Annotated in this window: 18 protein-coding genes; 14 read left to right on the forward strand and 4 right to left on the reverse strand. The window is 64.1% G+C overall.

Going from position 1 to position 14,048, the window contains the following annotated elements; all coding sequences use genetic code 11:
• The first annotated feature begins 1 nt into the window (after position 1).
• From gspF to gspD, 10 genes are read left to right on the forward strand one after another with little or no spacing between them, the layout of a single operon-like run.
• Positions 2–1,195, forward strand: coding sequence for a type II secretion system inner membrane protein GspF (gene gspF, locus AAGQ88_RS10270; protein ID WP_342655777.1), 1,194 nt, complete (start codon positions 2–4; stop codon positions 1,193–1,195).
• 20 nt (positions 1,196–1,215) lie between these two features.
• Entirely contained in the window at positions 1,216–1,626 is a 411-nt protein-coding gene (gspG, locus tag AAGQ88_RS10275) for a type II secretion system major pseudopilin GspG (RefSeq protein WP_342655778.1), read from the forward strand.
• A gap of 8 nt (positions 1,627–1,634) precedes the next feature.
• Positions 1,635–2,072 (forward strand): GspH/FimT family pseudopilin, encoded by a 438-nt coding sequence (locus tag AAGQ88_RS10280; RefSeq protein WP_342655212.1) that lies wholly within the window; start codon positions 1,635–1,637, stop codon positions 2,070–2,072.
• Complete coding sequence (locus AAGQ88_RS10285) at positions 2,069–2,434, forward strand: prepilin-type N-terminal cleavage/methylation domain-containing protein (protein WP_342655213.1); 366 nt, start codon at positions 2,069–2,071, stop codon at positions 2,432–2,434. Before AAGQ88_RS10280 ends, AAGQ88_RS10285 begins: the two co-directional genes overlap by 4 nt.
• Positions 2,431–3,042, forward strand: coding sequence for a prepilin-type N-terminal cleavage/methylation domain-containing protein (locus AAGQ88_RS10290; RefSeq protein ID WP_342655214.1), 612 nt, complete (start codon positions 2,431–2,433; stop codon positions 3,040–3,042). Before AAGQ88_RS10285 ends, AAGQ88_RS10290 begins: the two co-directional genes overlap by 4 nt.
• Entirely contained in the window at positions 3,039–3,758 is a 720-nt protein-coding gene (locus AAGQ88_RS10295) for a type II secretion system minor pseudopilin GspK (RefSeq protein WP_342655215.1), read from the forward strand. Before AAGQ88_RS10290 ends, AAGQ88_RS10295 begins: the two co-directional genes overlap by 4 nt.
• 8 nt (positions 3,759–3,766) lie before the next feature.
• Positions 3,767–4,792: a type II secretion system protein GspL gene (locus tag AAGQ88_RS10300; protein WP_342655216.1), complete on the forward strand. Its 1,026-nt coding sequence runs from the start codon at positions 3,767–3,769 to the stop codon at positions 4,790–4,792.
• Positions 4,776–5,384 (forward strand): type II secretion system protein GspM, encoded by a 609-nt coding sequence (gene gspM / locus AAGQ88_RS10305; RefSeq protein WP_342655217.1) that lies wholly within the window; start codon positions 4,776–4,778, stop codon positions 5,382–5,384. Before AAGQ88_RS10300 ends, gspM begins: the two co-directional genes overlap by 17 nt.
• The gene (locus AAGQ88_RS10310; protein ID WP_342655218.1) at positions 5,381–5,899 is read left to right on the forward strand and encodes a hypothetical protein; all 519 of its coding nucleotides are present in this window, start codon (positions 5,381–5,383) and stop codon (positions 5,897–5,899) included. The genes gspM and AAGQ88_RS10310 overlap by 4 nt, the downstream gene beginning before the upstream one ends.
• A gap of 5 nt (positions 5,900–5,904) precedes the next feature.
• Complete coding sequence (gene gspD / locus AAGQ88_RS10315; RefSeq protein WP_342655779.1) at positions 5,905–8,154, forward strand: type II secretion system secretin GspD; 2,250 nt, start codon at positions 5,905–5,907, stop codon at positions 8,152–8,154.
• Positions 8,155–8,214: 60 nt separating this feature from the next.
• Here the strand turns inward: gspD and AAGQ88_RS10320 are convergent, their stop codons facing one another.
• The gene (locus AAGQ88_RS10320; RefSeq protein ID WP_342655219.1) at positions 8,215–8,805 is read right to left on the reverse strand and encodes a TetR/AcrR family transcriptional regulator; all 591 of its coding nucleotides are present in this window, start codon (positions 8,803–8,805) and stop codon (positions 8,215–8,217) included.
• Between the two features lie 177 nt (positions 8,806–8,982).
• Between AAGQ88_RS10320 and AAGQ88_RS10325 the strand changes: the two genes are divergently transcribed.
• The 4 genes from AAGQ88_RS10325 to AAGQ88_RS10340 all read left to right on the forward strand — a co-directional run bounded on the left by AAGQ88_RS10325 (position 8,983) and on the right by AAGQ88_RS10340 (position 11,746).
• On the forward strand, positions 8,983–9,723 hold the full coding sequence (locus AAGQ88_RS10325) for an SDR family oxidoreductase (protein ID WP_342655220.1): 741 nt from the start codon (positions 8,983–8,985) through the stop codon (positions 9,721–9,723).
• A gap of 139 nt (positions 9,724–9,862) precedes the next feature.
• Positions 9,863–10,357, forward strand: coding sequence for a nuclear transport factor 2 family protein (locus AAGQ88_RS10330; protein WP_342655221.1), 495 nt, complete (start codon positions 9,863–9,865; stop codon positions 10,355–10,357).
• Between the two features lie 123 nt (positions 10,358–10,480).
• Positions 10,481–11,209, forward strand: a complete 729-nt coding sequence (locus AAGQ88_RS10335; RefSeq protein ID WP_342655222.1) for an SDR family oxidoreductase — start codon at positions 10,481–10,483, stop codon at positions 11,207–11,209.
• Between the two features lie 126 nt (positions 11,210–11,335).
• Positions 11,336–11,746, forward strand: a complete 411-nt coding sequence (locus AAGQ88_RS10340; protein ID WP_342655223.1) for an ester cyclase — start codon at positions 11,336–11,338, stop codon at positions 11,744–11,746.
• Here AAGQ88_RS10340 and AAGQ88_RS10345 read toward each other — a convergent pair.
• The 3 genes from AAGQ88_RS10345 to AAGQ88_RS10355 all read right to left on the reverse strand — a co-directional run bounded on the left by AAGQ88_RS10345 (position 11,738) and on the right by AAGQ88_RS10355 (position 13,974).
• On the reverse strand, positions 11,738–12,223 hold the full coding sequence (locus AAGQ88_RS10345) for a MarR family transcriptional regulator (RefSeq protein ID WP_342655224.1): 486 nt from the start codon (positions 12,221–12,223) through the stop codon (positions 11,738–11,740). The genes AAGQ88_RS10340 and AAGQ88_RS10345 overlap by 9 nt on opposite strands.
• Before the next feature lie 149 nt (positions 12,224–12,372).
• On the reverse strand, positions 12,373–13,425 hold the full coding sequence (locus AAGQ88_RS10350) for an alpha/beta fold hydrolase (protein ID WP_342655225.1): 1,053 nt from the start codon (positions 13,423–13,425) through the stop codon (positions 12,373–12,375).
• Between the two features lie 117 nt (positions 13,426–13,542).
• Positions 13,543–13,974, reverse strand: a complete 432-nt coding sequence (locus tag AAGQ88_RS10355; RefSeq protein ID WP_285424567.1) for a nuclear transport factor 2 family protein — start codon at positions 13,972–13,974, stop codon at positions 13,543–13,545.
• Positions 13,975–14,048 lie beyond the last annotated feature (74 nt).

Consider the following 14,048-nt stretch of genomic DNA (forward strand, 5'->3'; position numbering starts at 1 on the left):
TCTGCGCAGCTTTCGTTACCGAGCATTGGACGCCGATGGTGCTGCCCACAGCGGCACACTTGAGGCCGCCACCGAGCAGAGCGCCGTCAGCCAGTTGCAGGCCCGTGGATGGCTGGTGCTGAACATCGAAGCCGGCAGTCAGCGCCAGGTGCGGGTCACTCACGCGCTGAACGGCGCTGCGCTGGTCGGCTTTACCCAGCAGCTGGCGACGCTGCTGAGCGCGGGCCAGCCGCTGGAACGCTCGTTGGACATCCTCATTCGCCAGACTCAGGCGCCGCGGACGCGGGCGCTGTTCGAGCGCATTCGCGAGCAGGTCAAGGCCGGCAAACCTTTTTCGCAGGCGCTCGAAGAAGAGGGCGGGCAGTTCTCCACGCTCTACGTGAGCATGGTGCGCGCCGGTGAAGCGGGCGGGGCGCTGGAGAGTACGCTCAGTCAGCTCAGCGACTATCTGGAACGCAGTCAAATGCTGCGTGGCGAGGTCATCAACGCCCTGATTTATCCGGCTTTTCTCATCGTCGGCGTACTGGGTTCGCTGGCTTTGCTGCTGGCGTATGTGGTGCCGCAATTCGTGCCGATCTTCCGCGATCTGGGCGTGCCGATTCCGCTGATCACCCAGGCGATTCTCGCGCTGGGCGAATTCCTCAGCGCGTGGGGGCTGGCGCTGTTGGCCGCGATCATTGCCGTGATCTGGAGCAGCGCCGTTGCCCTGCGCAGCCCGGCCCGACGTCAGCGCCACGACCGTCGCCTGCTGGGCCTGAAGATCATCGGCCCCCTGCTGCAACGCGTCGAAGCCGCCCGTCTGGCGCGCACCCTCGGCACCTTGCTCGGTAACGGCGTGGCGTTGCTGCAAGCATTGCAGGTGGTGCGTCAGGTGTGCAGCAACCGTGCGCTGGTCGCCCAGGTCGAGCAGGCCACCGAATGGGTCAAGGGCGGCGGCACCCTCGCCAGCGCCTTTGGCCAGCAGCCGCTGCTGCCGGAGCTGGCGATTCAGATGATCGAGGTCGGCGAACAGTCCGGCGAGCTCGACCGCATGCTGCTCAAGGTGGCGCAGGTATTCGACGTAGAAGCCAGACGCGGCATCGACCGGATGCTCGCTGCGCTGGTCCCGACCCTCACCGTGGTCATGGCCGTAATGGTCGCCGTGATCATGCTCGCCATCATGCTGCCGCTGATGAGCCTCACCAGTAACATTTGAAGGAAATCGCCATGAAAACCATGAAATCGACCCGTCGTCAGGGCGGTTTTACCTTGCTGGAAATGCTCGCAGTGATCGTGCTGCTTGGCATCGTGGCGACCATCGTTGTGCGTCAGGTGGGCGGCAACGTCGACAAGGGCAAGTACGGCGCGGGCAAGGCGCAACTTGCCAGCCTGAGCATGAAAATCGAGAGCTACGGCCTGGATGTCGGCTCGCCGCCCGCCAATCTGCAGGCGCTGCTGACCAAACCTGCGAATGCGACCGGCTGGGCCGGCCCGTACGCCAAGGCCTCGGACCTCAAAGACCCGTTCGGCCATCCGTTCGGCTATCGCTTTCCGGGCGAGCACGGCAGTTTCGACCTGATCTTTTTCGGCCAGGACGGGCAGCCGGGCGGCGACGGCTACAAGGCCGACCTGGGCAACTGGGAATAACCGCGCCCATGCAAAACCCGACGCGTGCCCGTGGCTTCACCTTGCTTGAGATGCTGGTGGTGATCGTGCTCATCGGCGTGGCCGCGGGGCTGGCGGGATACGGCCTGCAACGCGGGCTGCACAGCGCCGACGAGCGCCAGGCGCTGGGGCAAGTGGTCAATGCCCTGCGTGCGGCTCGCGTGCAGGCGATCGTCACCGGGCAACCCGCCCGCGCGCGTTTCGACTTGCGCCTGCGGACCGTACAGGCCCCAGGCAAACCCGTCAGACACTGGCCGCAAGACTGGACGGTGCAGGTACAGACCGCTGAAGGCCTGGGCGCCGCCTTCGAGTTTTACCCGGACGGCGGGGCCAGCGGCGGCCACGTGTCGATTGCCCGGGACCAGCGCCGGTGGCGGGTGGACATCAACTGGCTGACGGGCGCTGTGACCCTGCGCGACGTGCCATGACCTCAACTCAGCGCGGTTTCACATTGCTGGAAATGCTCGCGGCGCTGGCGGTCCTGGCGCTCTGCGCAAGCGTGCTGCTCGCGGCGTTCGGTCAGAGCGCGCGCGCCTTACAGCAAAGTGCCCGCAGCGATCGGTTGAGTCAGGCGGCGCGTTCGTTGATGGATGAACTGGACAGCTCACCGCTTGTACCAGGCCGTCGTCAGGGCCGTTGGGATGAGGTGCAGTGGACGCTGGAGGTCAGCCCGGAGCCGTCGCTGGCCGGCGCCGCGCGACTGTTGCGGGTCGATGTGCTGTTGAAGACCGACGGCCGCGAAACCCGCTTCAGCACCCAGCGTGTTCAGGCTGCGAGTGCGCTGCCATGAGACGCAAGGGCATGAGTCAGAAGGGCTTTACGCTGCTGGAAATCCTGGTGGTGCTGAGCCTGCTCGGCCTGCTGATGGGATTGATCGGCACCGCGCTGGTCGGCGCCAATCGCGCATCCGCCAAGGCCGGACGCTTCGCAACTAAATTGGATGAGGTACGCGCCGCGCAGGCTTTCCTGCGGCGTTCCATTGGCCAGGCATTGCCGCTCACCGAAGGCGACGCTGCGGCGAAACCGGAGCGGTTCATCGGCCATCGGCAGTCGATGAGTTTCTACGCGCCGCTTCCGGACTCGGTGGGCGGCGGCATTTATCGGCAGCGGCTGAGCCTGGAACGCCAACGTCTGCGCGTGGATCTGGCACGCCTGGACGGGGCTGCGCTGCATCGGTTGGGTGAGCCGCAGCTGTTGTTGTCCGGGGTCGAGGCGCTGGCGTTCAGTTACCGAGGGCTTGCACCGCTGGGCAAGGACAGCGGCTGGCTGAGCGAGTGGCCGTGGCCCGAGCGCTTGCCGCGGACGGTGCGCATTGAAGCGCGGTTGGCCGGCGGCGCGTCGTGGGTCACTGAGCAAGTGCGATTGCGGCTGGACCTGGCAAGCGAGCCATCGCCATGAACGTTCAGCGCGGCGTTGCATTGCTGATGGTGTTGTGGGTACTGGCGGTGCTCAGCACGCTGCTGGGCGCGCTGGCCGCCACGGTGCAATTGCAGAACCGGCAGGCGCAATGGCAGGTGGCGCACACGCGCGCGATGTTCGCGGCCGAGGCCGGTTTGAGCCAGGCCGTCATGGCCTTGCAGGCCCGTGATCCCAAGGCGCGCTGGACGGCCGATGGCGTCCTCCATGAGCTGCGTTTCGATGAGGCTCAGCTGTCAGTCAGCGTGTACAGCGAACGCGGCAAGCTGGACCTCAACGCAGCCTCGACCCAAGACGTCGGCCGCCTGCTGACGTTCTGCGGCGCCGATCCACAGGCCCTCGCGTCGTCGCTGGAAGCCCTGACGCGCCAGCGGCTGGACCCCGTGCCGCTGCGCACCCTCGAGGAGTTTCGGCAGATGCCGGGCATGAGTTACGCATTATTTCGCTGCATGGCGCCCTGGATCACGGTCTGGTCCGGGCAGGCGCAACCGGATCCGGGTTTCACCCCCGTGCCGCTGGCCAAGGCATTGGGCCTGCCCGTGGTGCGTTCGCCGGGTGCCGATCCCGGCCAGATGTTCACCGTCGTCAGTCAAGCGCTTCTGCCAAACGGCGATCGCGCGACCTTGCAGGCGACCCTGATGTTGACCTCGGTAAAGGAGGGCGCCAGGCCGTTTCGCGTCCTGCGCTGGCAAGAATGAAAGCAGTGTTGAATACCCCGCTGAAGCGGCTGGCCGAGTGGGCGAGCCGCCTGGAACATCATTGGCACGTCAGCCGCTTTCGTGGCTGGCTGCGTGCGTGGCTTGACGAGCTGCACGACTTGCTGCCGGCGTCCGTGCGCAGTCGTCTGGCCTCGGGCGCAGCGATTCAACGCATCGGCTGGCCCTTGCCTTCAGTGAGGGCGACGGGGCGTGCGGTGCTGGTGCTGCCCTTCGCCGACGTCATGGCGCAGCGCATCAGCCTGCCTGCGGCGGCAACGGTCGATCTGCAGCGCGTCATGGCTTTCGAAATCGATCGCTACACGCCGTTCAGCGCCGAGCAGGTGCATTTCAGCGCTCGGGTCATTCAGCGCACGGCGGACCGGGCTTTGGTGCTGCTGGTGGCGGTCGATCGCGAGCGGCTCATGTCGATGATCGAGGCGTGCCAGCGGACGGGCCTGGAGTTGCATGCCATCGATGCCGAAGACGCGCGCGGCGAAGCGCTGGGCGTCGACCTTCTCCCGACGCCGATGCGGCCTGCGCCCTCACGCACGGCGCGAACGCATCGCGTGTTGTTGCTGAGCGGCGTGCTGCTGATCGTCGGCCTGATGCTGACTGCGCTCGACCGCCGCCAGACGCTGGTCGAACGCATGAGCCAGGAAGTCGCCGGGCAACGTCAGCAGATGGCCGGGCTTGAGGCGTCGCGTCGCGAGCTCACTGACACTCTGGGCGCGTCCGGTTATCTGGCCCGCTTGAAGACGGCGCGGCCGAGCCTGACGGTGCTGCTGACCGAACTCAGCCAGTGCCTGGGCGACGACACCTGGCTGGAACAACTGGAAGTTCGCGACAGTGGTGACATCAGCCTGAGCGGGCAGAGCCGTCAGGCCAGCGCGCTGATCAATCGGGCGCGCGACTGCCACAGCGTGCAGGACGCGCACTTTCAAGGGGTGATCCAGCCGGATACTCAATCGGGCAAGGATCGATTTTCCCTCGCTGCCCGGCTTCGACAGGAGGCCTCCGATGCGCCGACCCCTTGATCGTAATGCACGCCGGATCGCCGCCCTGAGCGTGCTCGCGCTGTTGTTGTGGGCCGGCTGGTCGGTGCTGATCGACAGCTGGTTCGCGACGCCCATGGCCGACCTCGATCAGCAACTGCAGGTGTTGCAGACCCAGCATCAACGGTACGCGGCGGCGCTCGCCCAGGCGCCCGCGGTGCATGCCGAGCTCGAGCGCGCACGTCAGGACCCGGCCAGTCGCCGCAGCCTATTGCCCGGCGATGACCCGAGTGCAGTCGCCGCCGACCTGATGCAGGTCGCCGTAGACCGGATCAAGCCCGTGGCCGCGTTGGGGCCGGGATGCGACGTCACCCAGCGCGTGCCGATCATTCCCGAGCAGGACAGCGCTCAGGCCTATCGACAGGTCAAGGTCAGCCTGACGCTGGAGTGCGGCACCGAGCCGCTGATGCAACTGCTGCACAGCTTCGAATATGGCCAGCCGTCGCTGTTCGTCGAAGCCCTGAATGTCAGTCGTGCCGTCAATGCGCAACCCGTGGGCACGGCGGGCCGACTGAAGGTCCAGCTGCTGTTGCGCGGCTATCTGACGGCAGCGTCCGGGAGGCCGACGGCATGAGCCTCGATCGCAACACATGGGCGCTGCTCGTGCTGAACGGCCTGTTGGCCGGCGCGCTGGCCTGGTTGTGGCTTGGCGGCGAACCTGACCTGCAGTGGGCGCAGCCCGATGCGCCGCCGCCTGCACCGATCAGGTCCGCCAGCGTCCCGCCGTTGACCGATCTGTCGCCCGGCGCGCGCGAGGTCGCATGGCAACACCCGCTGTTCAGTCCCGATCGACAAGCGGACGTCAGCAAAGCCGGCCCGGACGCCGAGCAGTTGAGCGGGGTTCGCCTCACCGGCGTGGTGGTCGACGGCCAGACGCGCTGGGCACTGCTGCGCCTGGCCAGTCAACGCAATCTGAAACTCAAGCAGGGTGAAGCGCTGGACAGTGGCTGGGTGTTGCACCAGGTCGACGCCGGCAGTGCCACCTTCCAGCGCCAGGGACAGGCGTACACCTTGAATCTGCCAGTGCCGCGCCTTCCTGCGCCCGGCGCGGCCTCCCTGATGACCCTTCCACACGTAACGGCACCATGACTGATATGTTTCGCTGCACTCCGATGACCGCGCGCTTGCGCCCCCCGACCCTGGGACTGACCGCTGCGTTGCTGCTTGCAGGTTGTGCCGTGCCTTCGCGCGACCCTGGCAACGACCCTGATCTGCTGCGCGAAGCCCTGAACGGCACAGGCTCGCAGCGCAGCGAATTGCCTGTGGCAGCGCCTGCCCAGGTCACGTCGGACCCGCCTGGACCGGACACATCCACTAGCGCGCGGCGCCAGATCATCGTCGGCAATCAGCGGTTCATTCATCCGCAGAACTCGGGGCCATCAGCAGCAAGCGAGACGCCAGGCGAGATCGTCTTCAACTTCACCGATCAGCCCATCGAAGCGGTGATCAACACCGTGATGGGTGACCTGATGCACGCCAACTACAGCATCGCCCAGGGCGTGAAGGGCAACGTCAGCTTCTCCACCTCCCGGCCGGTCAACCCGCAGCAGGCGTTGTCGATTCTGGAAACCCTGCTGTCGTGGACCAACAACGCGATGATTCGCCAGGGCGACCGCTATGTGATCCTGCCCGCCGCGCAAGCCGTCGCGGGCAAGCTGGTGCCGCAAATGCCGGTCGCCGAGCCCGCGCCGGGCATGTCGGCGCGGCTGTACCCGCTGCGCTTCATCGCCGCGACCGAAATGCAGAAATTGCTCAAGCCATTCGTGCGAGAAAATGCGTTCCTGCTGGTGGATCCGGGCCGCAACGTCCTGAGCCTGGCGGGCACGCCGGAGGAACTGGCCAACTATCAAGACACCATCGACACCTTTGATGTGGACTGGCTCGAGGGCATGTCCATCGGCGTTTATGGCCTGCAACACGCGTCTGTGTCCGAGCTGATGCCGCAGTTGCTGAAGCTGTTCGGTCCTGACAGCGGCACGCCGCTGGCCGGGATGATCAAGTTCATGCCTAACGAGCGGACCAATTCGGTGGTGGCGATCTCGGGCCAGCCTGCGTACCTGCAGGAGGTGGGCAACTGGATCAAGACCATTGACGATGGCGGCGGCAACGAGCCGCAGATGTACGTGTACGACGTGCGCAACATGAAGGCGTCGGATCTGGCCAGGTACCTGCGGCAGATCTACGGCAACGGTGCGATCAAGGACGACGCCGCTGCCAAAGTCGCGCCGGGCCTGCGCACCACATCGCTGTCCTCGCTCAACGGCACCCGCGGCGGCGCGGGCAGCAATCAGGTGCTCGGCGGCCTGAGCACCACCCGTGACAATGCGACCCGGCAGGATCCGGCCGATGCCGAGGCCGAGCCAACTGACGACGCTGATAATGAGCAGAGCGGTGACGACGCCGCTGACGCCAGCAGCGCTGGAAGCGGCCAGAAAACCCTGGAAGAGAGCGTGCGTATCACGGCGCAGAAGAGCACCAATCAGTTGCTGGTGCGCACCCGTCCGGCGCAGTGGAAGGAGATCGAGTCGGCCATCAAGCGCCTCGATAATCTGCCGCTGCAGGTGCAGATCGAGACACGTATCCTCGAAGTCCGATTGAGCGGCGAACTGGACCTCGGCGTGCAATGGTACCTGGGTAAACTGGCGGGCAATTCATCCAGCACGACAGTGGCGAACACCGCCGGCAGTCAGGGTGCACTGGGCAGTGGCGGGGCCGGCCTGGGCGCCACCGATTCGCTGTTTTACTCCTTCGTCAGCAACAACCTGCAAGTGGCGCTGCATGCCCTGGAAACCAATGGCCGCACCCAAGTGCTGTCGGCTCCGTCGCTGGTGGTGATGAATAACCAGCAGGCGCAGATTCAGGTGGGCGACAACATCCCCATCAGCCAGACCACGGTCAATACCAGCAACTCCGACACCACGCTGAGCAGCGTCGAGTACGTGCAGACCGGCGTCATCCTCGACGTCACTCCACGCATCAATCCGGGTGGTCTGGTGTACATGGACATTCAGCAGCAGGTCAGCAATGCCGACACCACCGGCGTGACCACGGCGCAGCCCAATCCGAGCATCTCCACGCGTTCGGTCTCCACTCAGGTTGCGGTACAGAGCGGCCAGACGGTGCTGTTGGGCGGGCTGATCAAGCAGGACAACGCCGAATCGACCTCCAGCGTTCCGGGCCTGGGCAATATTCCCGGTCTGCGCTGGCTGTTCGGCAGCACCAGCAAATCGAAAGATCGCACCGAGCTGATCGTCCTGATCACCCCACGCGTGGTGGCAGGCGCCCAACAGGCACGCCAGGTCACCGACGATTATCGCCAGCAAATGCAGTTGATAAGGCCTTGAGCCGAGCGTCTGGAAGGGGAGCCTCGTTCGCGCCCGTGCCGGGCAAGCGAGCGGCTGACGCTAGCCGGGCGGGCTGCCCAGCTCGTGGGCGATGAATCTTCCGGCAGTCTGCGCCACCTCGATCAGACGCTTGCGCGGCATGCCGGAGCAGGCGGCTGCCGATAACCCGCGAAGGGTGATGGTCAGGTAGTCGCTGAGGCATTGGGCTTTGTCGGGCAGCGCCTGATCCAGGTACTCGCGGATCACCTTGATCCCTTCGTTGGCCAGGGCCTGGGCCATTTCGCGGGCGACCTCATCATCTGCGCGCAGGCCTTCGGTGATCATGCAGCCGCGCAGAACGTTGTCCTTTGCGTACTGTTTCGCCGCCGCGACGAACAAGCCTGCCAAGGCGTCAGGCACCGTTCTGTCCGGTGCGAGCAGTTTGTCCAGGGGCAGCGCGTTCTCGCTGGCATAGCGCAACATCGCTTTCTCGAACAACTGTGCCTTGCTGCCATAAGCGGCGTAGAAACTGGGCGGCTTGATGTCCATGGCCTCGATCAGATCCGACAGACTGACCGCGTCAAAACCGTGCTCATGGAACATCGCCTGAGCGATGGCGACCCCGGCTTCTCTATCGAAAGCAGGGCGGCGTTGGCGGATTTTGTCAGTCATGGTGGCCTCATCGGTAATGCCGGCAGTGTAACGAGCGCTATATCCAAGGGCAATCAGCGTGCCGATGCATGACGATCTATGTAGCGACCGTTAAATAAGTTGCGTCCTTTTGCCGATCTATGTAGTGTCCGCTATATAAATCGAATTCGTCAGCGATACTCAAAGGGGCACACTGCAATGCAATTTCAGGACAAAGTCGTACTCGTCACCGGTGGTTCTTCCGGCCTGGGCCTGGCCATCGCGCAGGAGCTGGCAGGTCAGGGTGCCGTGCTGGTGATTACCGGACGCCGGCAAGAGCAGCTCGATGCAGCCCTTGCCAGTCTTGGGGATCGGGCGACGGCGATCCCCGCGGATGTCGCGAATGCGGCGGATCTCGCTGAGTTGTTCAAGCAGATCGAGTCGCGCCATGGCCGCATCGATGTGCTGGTCGCCAACGCGGGCATGGGCGAGCTGGCCCCTCTGGGCAGCATCACCGAGGCGCATTTCGACCGCGTCTTCAACACCAATGTGCGCGGCGTCACCTTCACCGTTCAGGGCGCGCTTGCGCTCATGGGCAAAGGTGCGAGCATCGTGATCATCGGTTCCACCGCGTCGATCAATCCCGGTCCCGGCCTGAGCGTATATGGCGCGACCAAAGCGGCGCTCAGGGCGTTGGTCCGCAGCTGGATCGTCGACATCAAGGGCTCGGGAGTGCGTATCAACCTGCTCAGTCCAGGTCCTGTCGACACCGAATCGTTGCGCAACATGCTCGCTGAACACGCCGACAGCGTGATCGAGTCGCTGAGCGAGAAGAGCACGATCGGCCGCATCGGTCAGGCACGCGAAATCGGCTCGGCAGTGGCCTTTCTGGCGAGCGATGCCGCCAGCTACATCAACGGTGTGGAGCTGTTCGCCGACGGCGGGGCTTCGCAGATCTAGCGCTTTGATCAGGTCCCGCTGCGTCGACCGCACGGCCTGAACCCCATCTCATCGATCACCCCTTTTTCGGCGCGTTATGCGATCGCCCGGCGTCCTGCTGCGTGCCGAATTCATGAAACGACAGACCTGGAGTCTCTGCATGACCGATACCATCCACAGTCCCGACCTTCTCAAACGCCTGGCGGCCGAAAGCGCGATCCATCGTCTTCAGGCCCGCTACATCCACCACCTGGACAGCGGCGATTTCACTGGCGTCGCCAAGGTGCTGGAGCATGCCGTGCTCCACGTGCTGGGGAACGAGGCCACCACCGTGGAGGGGCTGCTCGCGTTTTTCCAGGCCGGTCTTCAGGTTCACGGCGACGGGACGCCCGCCACCTGGCATTCGATCACCAACGTGCTGATCGATGTCGAGCCGTGCGGCGAACGCGCGAGCTCGGCGAGCTATTACACCGTGCATCAGCAGGTTGACGGTTTTCCCTTGCAGCCCATCTGCGCGGGCAAATACCTCGACCAATTCGAGCTGCATGAAGGGGAATGGCGGTTCACCCGCCGTGAAGTGACGCTGCGCTTTGCCGGCGACCTGCAGCACCACGTCAAGGGAGCGCAAAGCGAGGCGGTGGCGCAGCACCCCTGAGCCGACGGGATTGAGCCCGGCCCGCACGATGGGCCGGCGTCAATGCTCCACGTCGCACTCGCCCGGCTGCCACGAGCGTCCGCCGGGTACGAGTACCCTCAATCAGCATCAAGGAATCACAGCGTGAATCAACAACGACAGGCGCTCGTCACCGGCGCCAACAAGGGCATCGGTCTGGCCATCGCCAAGGGGCTCGCCGAAGCCGGCTTTTTTGTATGGATCGGCGCGCGGGATCGGGCTCGGGGCGAGCAGGCCGTCGCTCAGTTGCGCGACGCAGGGCTGGATGCTGCGCTGCTTGAGCTGGATGTCGCGAACGCGTCGAGCGTGCATCGCGCCGCAGCGACGCTGGCCGCCGACATCTGCGCTCTGGACATCCTCATCAACAACGCCGGCATCGTGATCGACATGACCAAAGCGCCCAGCGAGGTGCGCATGGAGGACATGAAAGCGGTTTACGAGGTCAATCTGTTCGGCGCCGTTCGGGTCACCCAAGCCTTTCTGCCGCTGTTGAAGGCGGCCGATCAAGCCCGGATCGTGATGATGAGCAGCGGTGTGGGTTCCCTGGCCCTGATTACCGACCCCACTTCGATTTACTCCAGCGTGAATCTCCTCGATTACACCTCGTCGAAGGTTGCGCTCAATGCCGTCACAGTCTCCTTTGCCAAAGAGCTGGAACCGTTGGGTATCAAGGTCAATGCGGTCGAGCCTGGGCATGTGCGCACCGACCTGAATGCCAACTCGGGTTTCCTGACGCCAGAGCAGGGCGCCGAGACGGCGATCAGGATGGCATTGATCGGCGCTGACGGTCCGACAGGCGGATTTTTCGGGGCTCACGGGCGCCAGCCCTGGTAATCACGGCCTGCGTTGAGACAGCGGATGCCTGACTTTCGTCGGTCGGGCTGAACATGGGAAATTCTGGATATGTACAGTCTAACTGTATATATTCTTCGCCAGACAGTGTTAAGGCGGGAGAACCCCATGTCAGCAGTGAATAAAGCGGTCGTTCGTGCGTTCAATCGTCAGGTCATCGAGCAGTGCGATCGTGAGGCTTTCGAAGCGTTGGTCGCGGAAGATTTCGTGAATCACTCGGCTGCCGCTGGCCAGCCCAATGGCCGGGAAGGGCTCTGGCACACTTTCGCCAACGTGCTTCATCCCGGCCTGTCTGAATTGCAGGTCGAGGTGCTCGACCAGGTCGCCGAGCAGGACAAGGTCACGACGCGCAAGCGCATCACCGGGCGGCACAGTGGAGGGCTTCTCGACGTGCCGGCGACCGGTCGAACCGTGTCCATCGATGTCATCGACATCGTGCGGATCGAGGAGGGGCGATACGTCGAGCACTGGGGGATCAACTCGCTGCCCGGCGTACTGGCGGGGCTGCGCTCAGCGTGATTCGTCGCTTTGATTCGCCAGGATCAATTGCTCGAGAATCCTGACAGCCTCGTCGAGGGTGTACAGCTGCGCGGCGCTGGCCTTTTCCTTGAGCTGACGAGCGAGCCAGTCGCTGCGCTGTTGGCGACTGCGTTGCAGCGTATCTCGCCCCTGATCGGTCAGCTGTATCAGCTGTTTTCGGGCGTCCAGCGGATCCGGCGCACGGGAAACCTGGTGCTGGAGTTCAAGCTGCGCCACCACCAGGCGCATGCTCTGATGTTTGACGTGACGCTGCGCGGCCATCGCGCTGATGCTGCTTGGACCAAGACGGTCGAGCAGTCCCAGCGTCTCTGCTTGCGCCGAGGAGGGCGTGTTGGCTGCGCTTCGCACCTCGCGAACCAGGTTGCCGATGACGCGTCTGAGTGCTTCGGCGACATGATCGGCATCTGGCGCAGCGACGTGAGGGTCGCATGAGGGTGGCGCGGTCGAAGAGGGCAAAGCGGTATCTCGTGGGTGACGGGTGCGCACGAGCATACCTCAGTGCGCATGCTCTGCAGTACGCCCGCGATGAGCGCTGTCAGGACAATGGCGCAATGGCTTGCCCGTCAGCGGGCAGTCCATCGGCGGCTCGCTGGCAGCGCCGAACGCTATTGTGCGTGCGGCAGTGACTCGATGAATGCTTTGAGCGGTTCAGCATAAAACTTCGCGTACCCGGTCGTACTGTGGCCGCGGGTTTCCGGGCTTTCCGGAATCAGCAACAGGCGCGCGTGCGGCAGTTGCTTCAACGCAAGGTCCAGGGTTCTGGTCTGTGGCGGATTGCGCTCGTCATCGGCACTGTTGATCAACAGCAAGGGCGCCTTGATCCTGTTCAGGTACGGGGCGGGGTTGTAGTCGGCGGACGATTGCCACTGGTAGATGAAGTCGTTGGCGTCGCCGGGAGGCGGCTGTCTGAGCCTTTCTTCAGCCTGTTTCTCGGCGAGGGCGTGGGTGGGAGCCACGGCATACCAGCCCAGATCGCCGCCGCTGGTGCCGACACTGAACAGGGCGTTGGCCAGACGCAGGGAAGGTGGCTGCGTGGTGTAGTTGCCGTTGTCCCAGGCGGGGTCCTGCTTGATCGACTCGACCAGCAGCTTGCGCATGATCCAGTTGCGCGACGCCATTTCCGAAGGCTGTGAGGCCATCGGCACCAGGCCGTCCATCATGGTGGGATACTCCGTGCCCCACAGCCAGGTCTGCATGCCGCCCATGGAGTTTCCGATGACCAGGCGCAGGTGCTTGATGCCCAGGCCTTCGGTGATCAGCCGGTATTGGGCGTTGACCAGATCGGTGTAGTTGTAGGCGGGGAACTTCATGCGCAAACCATCCGAGGGTTTGCTCGATTGCCCGATGCCAATGCCGTCAGGCGAGATGATGTAGTACCGCGTGGCGTCCAGCGCCTGTCCCGGGCCGAACAGCTCACCGGCAAAGTCTTGCTTCAACACGTCGCTGCCGGGTCGATTGGTCCCGTGCAGGTACAACACCGCCGGATTCTTCGGGTCGCCAACGGTGACGTAGTGCATTTTAAGGTTGGGGAGCGTTTCCCCGGTGTGGAAGGTGAAACTCTGCGCGACCCAATCGCCCTGATTGCCCGGAAAATCGGCGGCACTTGCCAGCGAACAGCCGAGAGCGAGGGGAAGAAGCGCGAACGGATGCAATGACATTGGCCCGACCTTTATTGTTGTGTGCCGGTAGTTTAGTCGGCGGCCGGCAGTCGTGGAGGCGGTAGCCTGTGCGTGTCGACAGCGCGATCACGGATCGCCCTGTCGACAGCAAGCGGGTCAGAAGCGGAATGCCTGACGGCCGATCAGCAGCCAGTGGCCTTTCTGTTTCTGCCAGATCTGGAAGTTTTCGATCTCGGTCGGCACTTCCACGCCGCTGTTCACGGCCTGAGCGGAGAAGTGGTTACGCACCAGTGCGACGTCGCCGTTCAGCTTGATCGTCTGGTTGAGCATCTGCAGGGTTTTGAAGCCGCTGCGACCGGTTTCGATATCGGCGATGAATTCCTGCTTGTTCTGAATCTTGCCGCTCGAGTGCCCGTAGGTCACGTTGTCCGAAGTCAGCGCGTTCAGCGCCTTGATGTCTTTGTGCAGCATGGCTTGAGTCATGTTGTCGACGGCCTTGGCCACATCCTGCTCGTCGGCTGCGGGGGCTGCCATGGCAGAACCCGAGAGCAGACATAGAAACGCCACCACCAATTTGAACTGAGTCATCGATACTTCCTTTTTATTGTAAGCGGACGCGTGACGCGTCCGGTCTGTGTCCACGGCGAGTCCGTGAAACGGGG

Source organism: Pseudomonas sp. F3-2, assembly GCF_038804275.1.
Taxonomy (GTDB): domain Bacteria; phylum Pseudomonadota; class Gammaproteobacteria; order Pseudomonadales; family Pseudomonadaceae; genus Aquipseudomonas.

Coding starts and splice junctions, on each gene's coding strand:
- gspG (WP_342655778.1), top strand. CDS start 1,216: ATGAAATCGACCCGTCGTCAGGGCGGTTTTACCTTGCTGGAAATGCTC.
- AAGQ88_RS10280 (WP_342655212.1), top strand. CDS start 1,635: ATGCAAAACCCGACGCGTGCCCGTGGCTTCACCTTGCTTGAGATGCTG.
- AAGQ88_RS10285 (WP_342655213.1), top strand. CDS start 2,069: ATGACCTCAACTCAGCGCGGTTTCACATTGCTGGAAATGCTCGCGGCG.
- AAGQ88_RS10290 (WP_342655214.1), top strand. CDS start 2,431: ATGAGACGCAAGGGCATGAGTCAGAAGGGCTTTACGCTGCTGGAAATC.
- AAGQ88_RS10295 (WP_342655215.1), top strand. CDS start 3,039: ATGAACGTTCAGCGCGGCGTTGCATTGCTGATGGTGTTGTGGGTACTG.
- gspM (WP_342655217.1), top strand. CDS start 4,776: ATGCGCCGACCCCTTGATCGTAATGCACGCCGGATCGCCGCCCTGAGC.
- AAGQ88_RS10310 (WP_342655218.1), top strand. CDS start 5,381: ATGAGCCTCGATCGCAACACATGGGCGCTGCTCGTGCTGAACGGCCTG.
- gspD (WP_342655779.1), top strand. CDS start 5,905: ATGTTTCGCTGCACTCCGATGACCGCGCGCTTGCGCCCCCCGACCCTG.
- AAGQ88_RS10320 (WP_342655219.1), bottom strand. CDS start 8,805: ATGACTGACAAAATCCGCCAACGCCGCCCTGCTTTCGATAGAGAAGCC.
- AAGQ88_RS10325 (WP_342655220.1), top strand. CDS start 8,983: ATGCAATTTCAGGACAAAGTCGTACTCGTCACCGGTGGTTCTTCCGGC.
- AAGQ88_RS10330 (WP_342655221.1), top strand. CDS start 9,863: ATGACCGATACCATCCACAGTCCCGACCTTCTCAAACGCCTGGCGGCC.
- AAGQ88_RS10340 (WP_342655223.1), top strand. CDS start 11,336: ATGTCAGCAGTGAATAAAGCGGTCGTTCGTGCGTTCAATCGTCAGGTC.
- AAGQ88_RS10350 (WP_342655225.1), bottom strand. CDS start 13,425: ATGTCATTGCATCCGTTCGCGCTTCTTCCCCTCGCTCTCGGCTGTTCG.
- AAGQ88_RS10355 (WP_285424567.1), bottom strand. CDS start 13,974: ATGACTCAGTTCAAATTGGTGGTGGCGTTTCTATGTCTGCTCTCGGGT.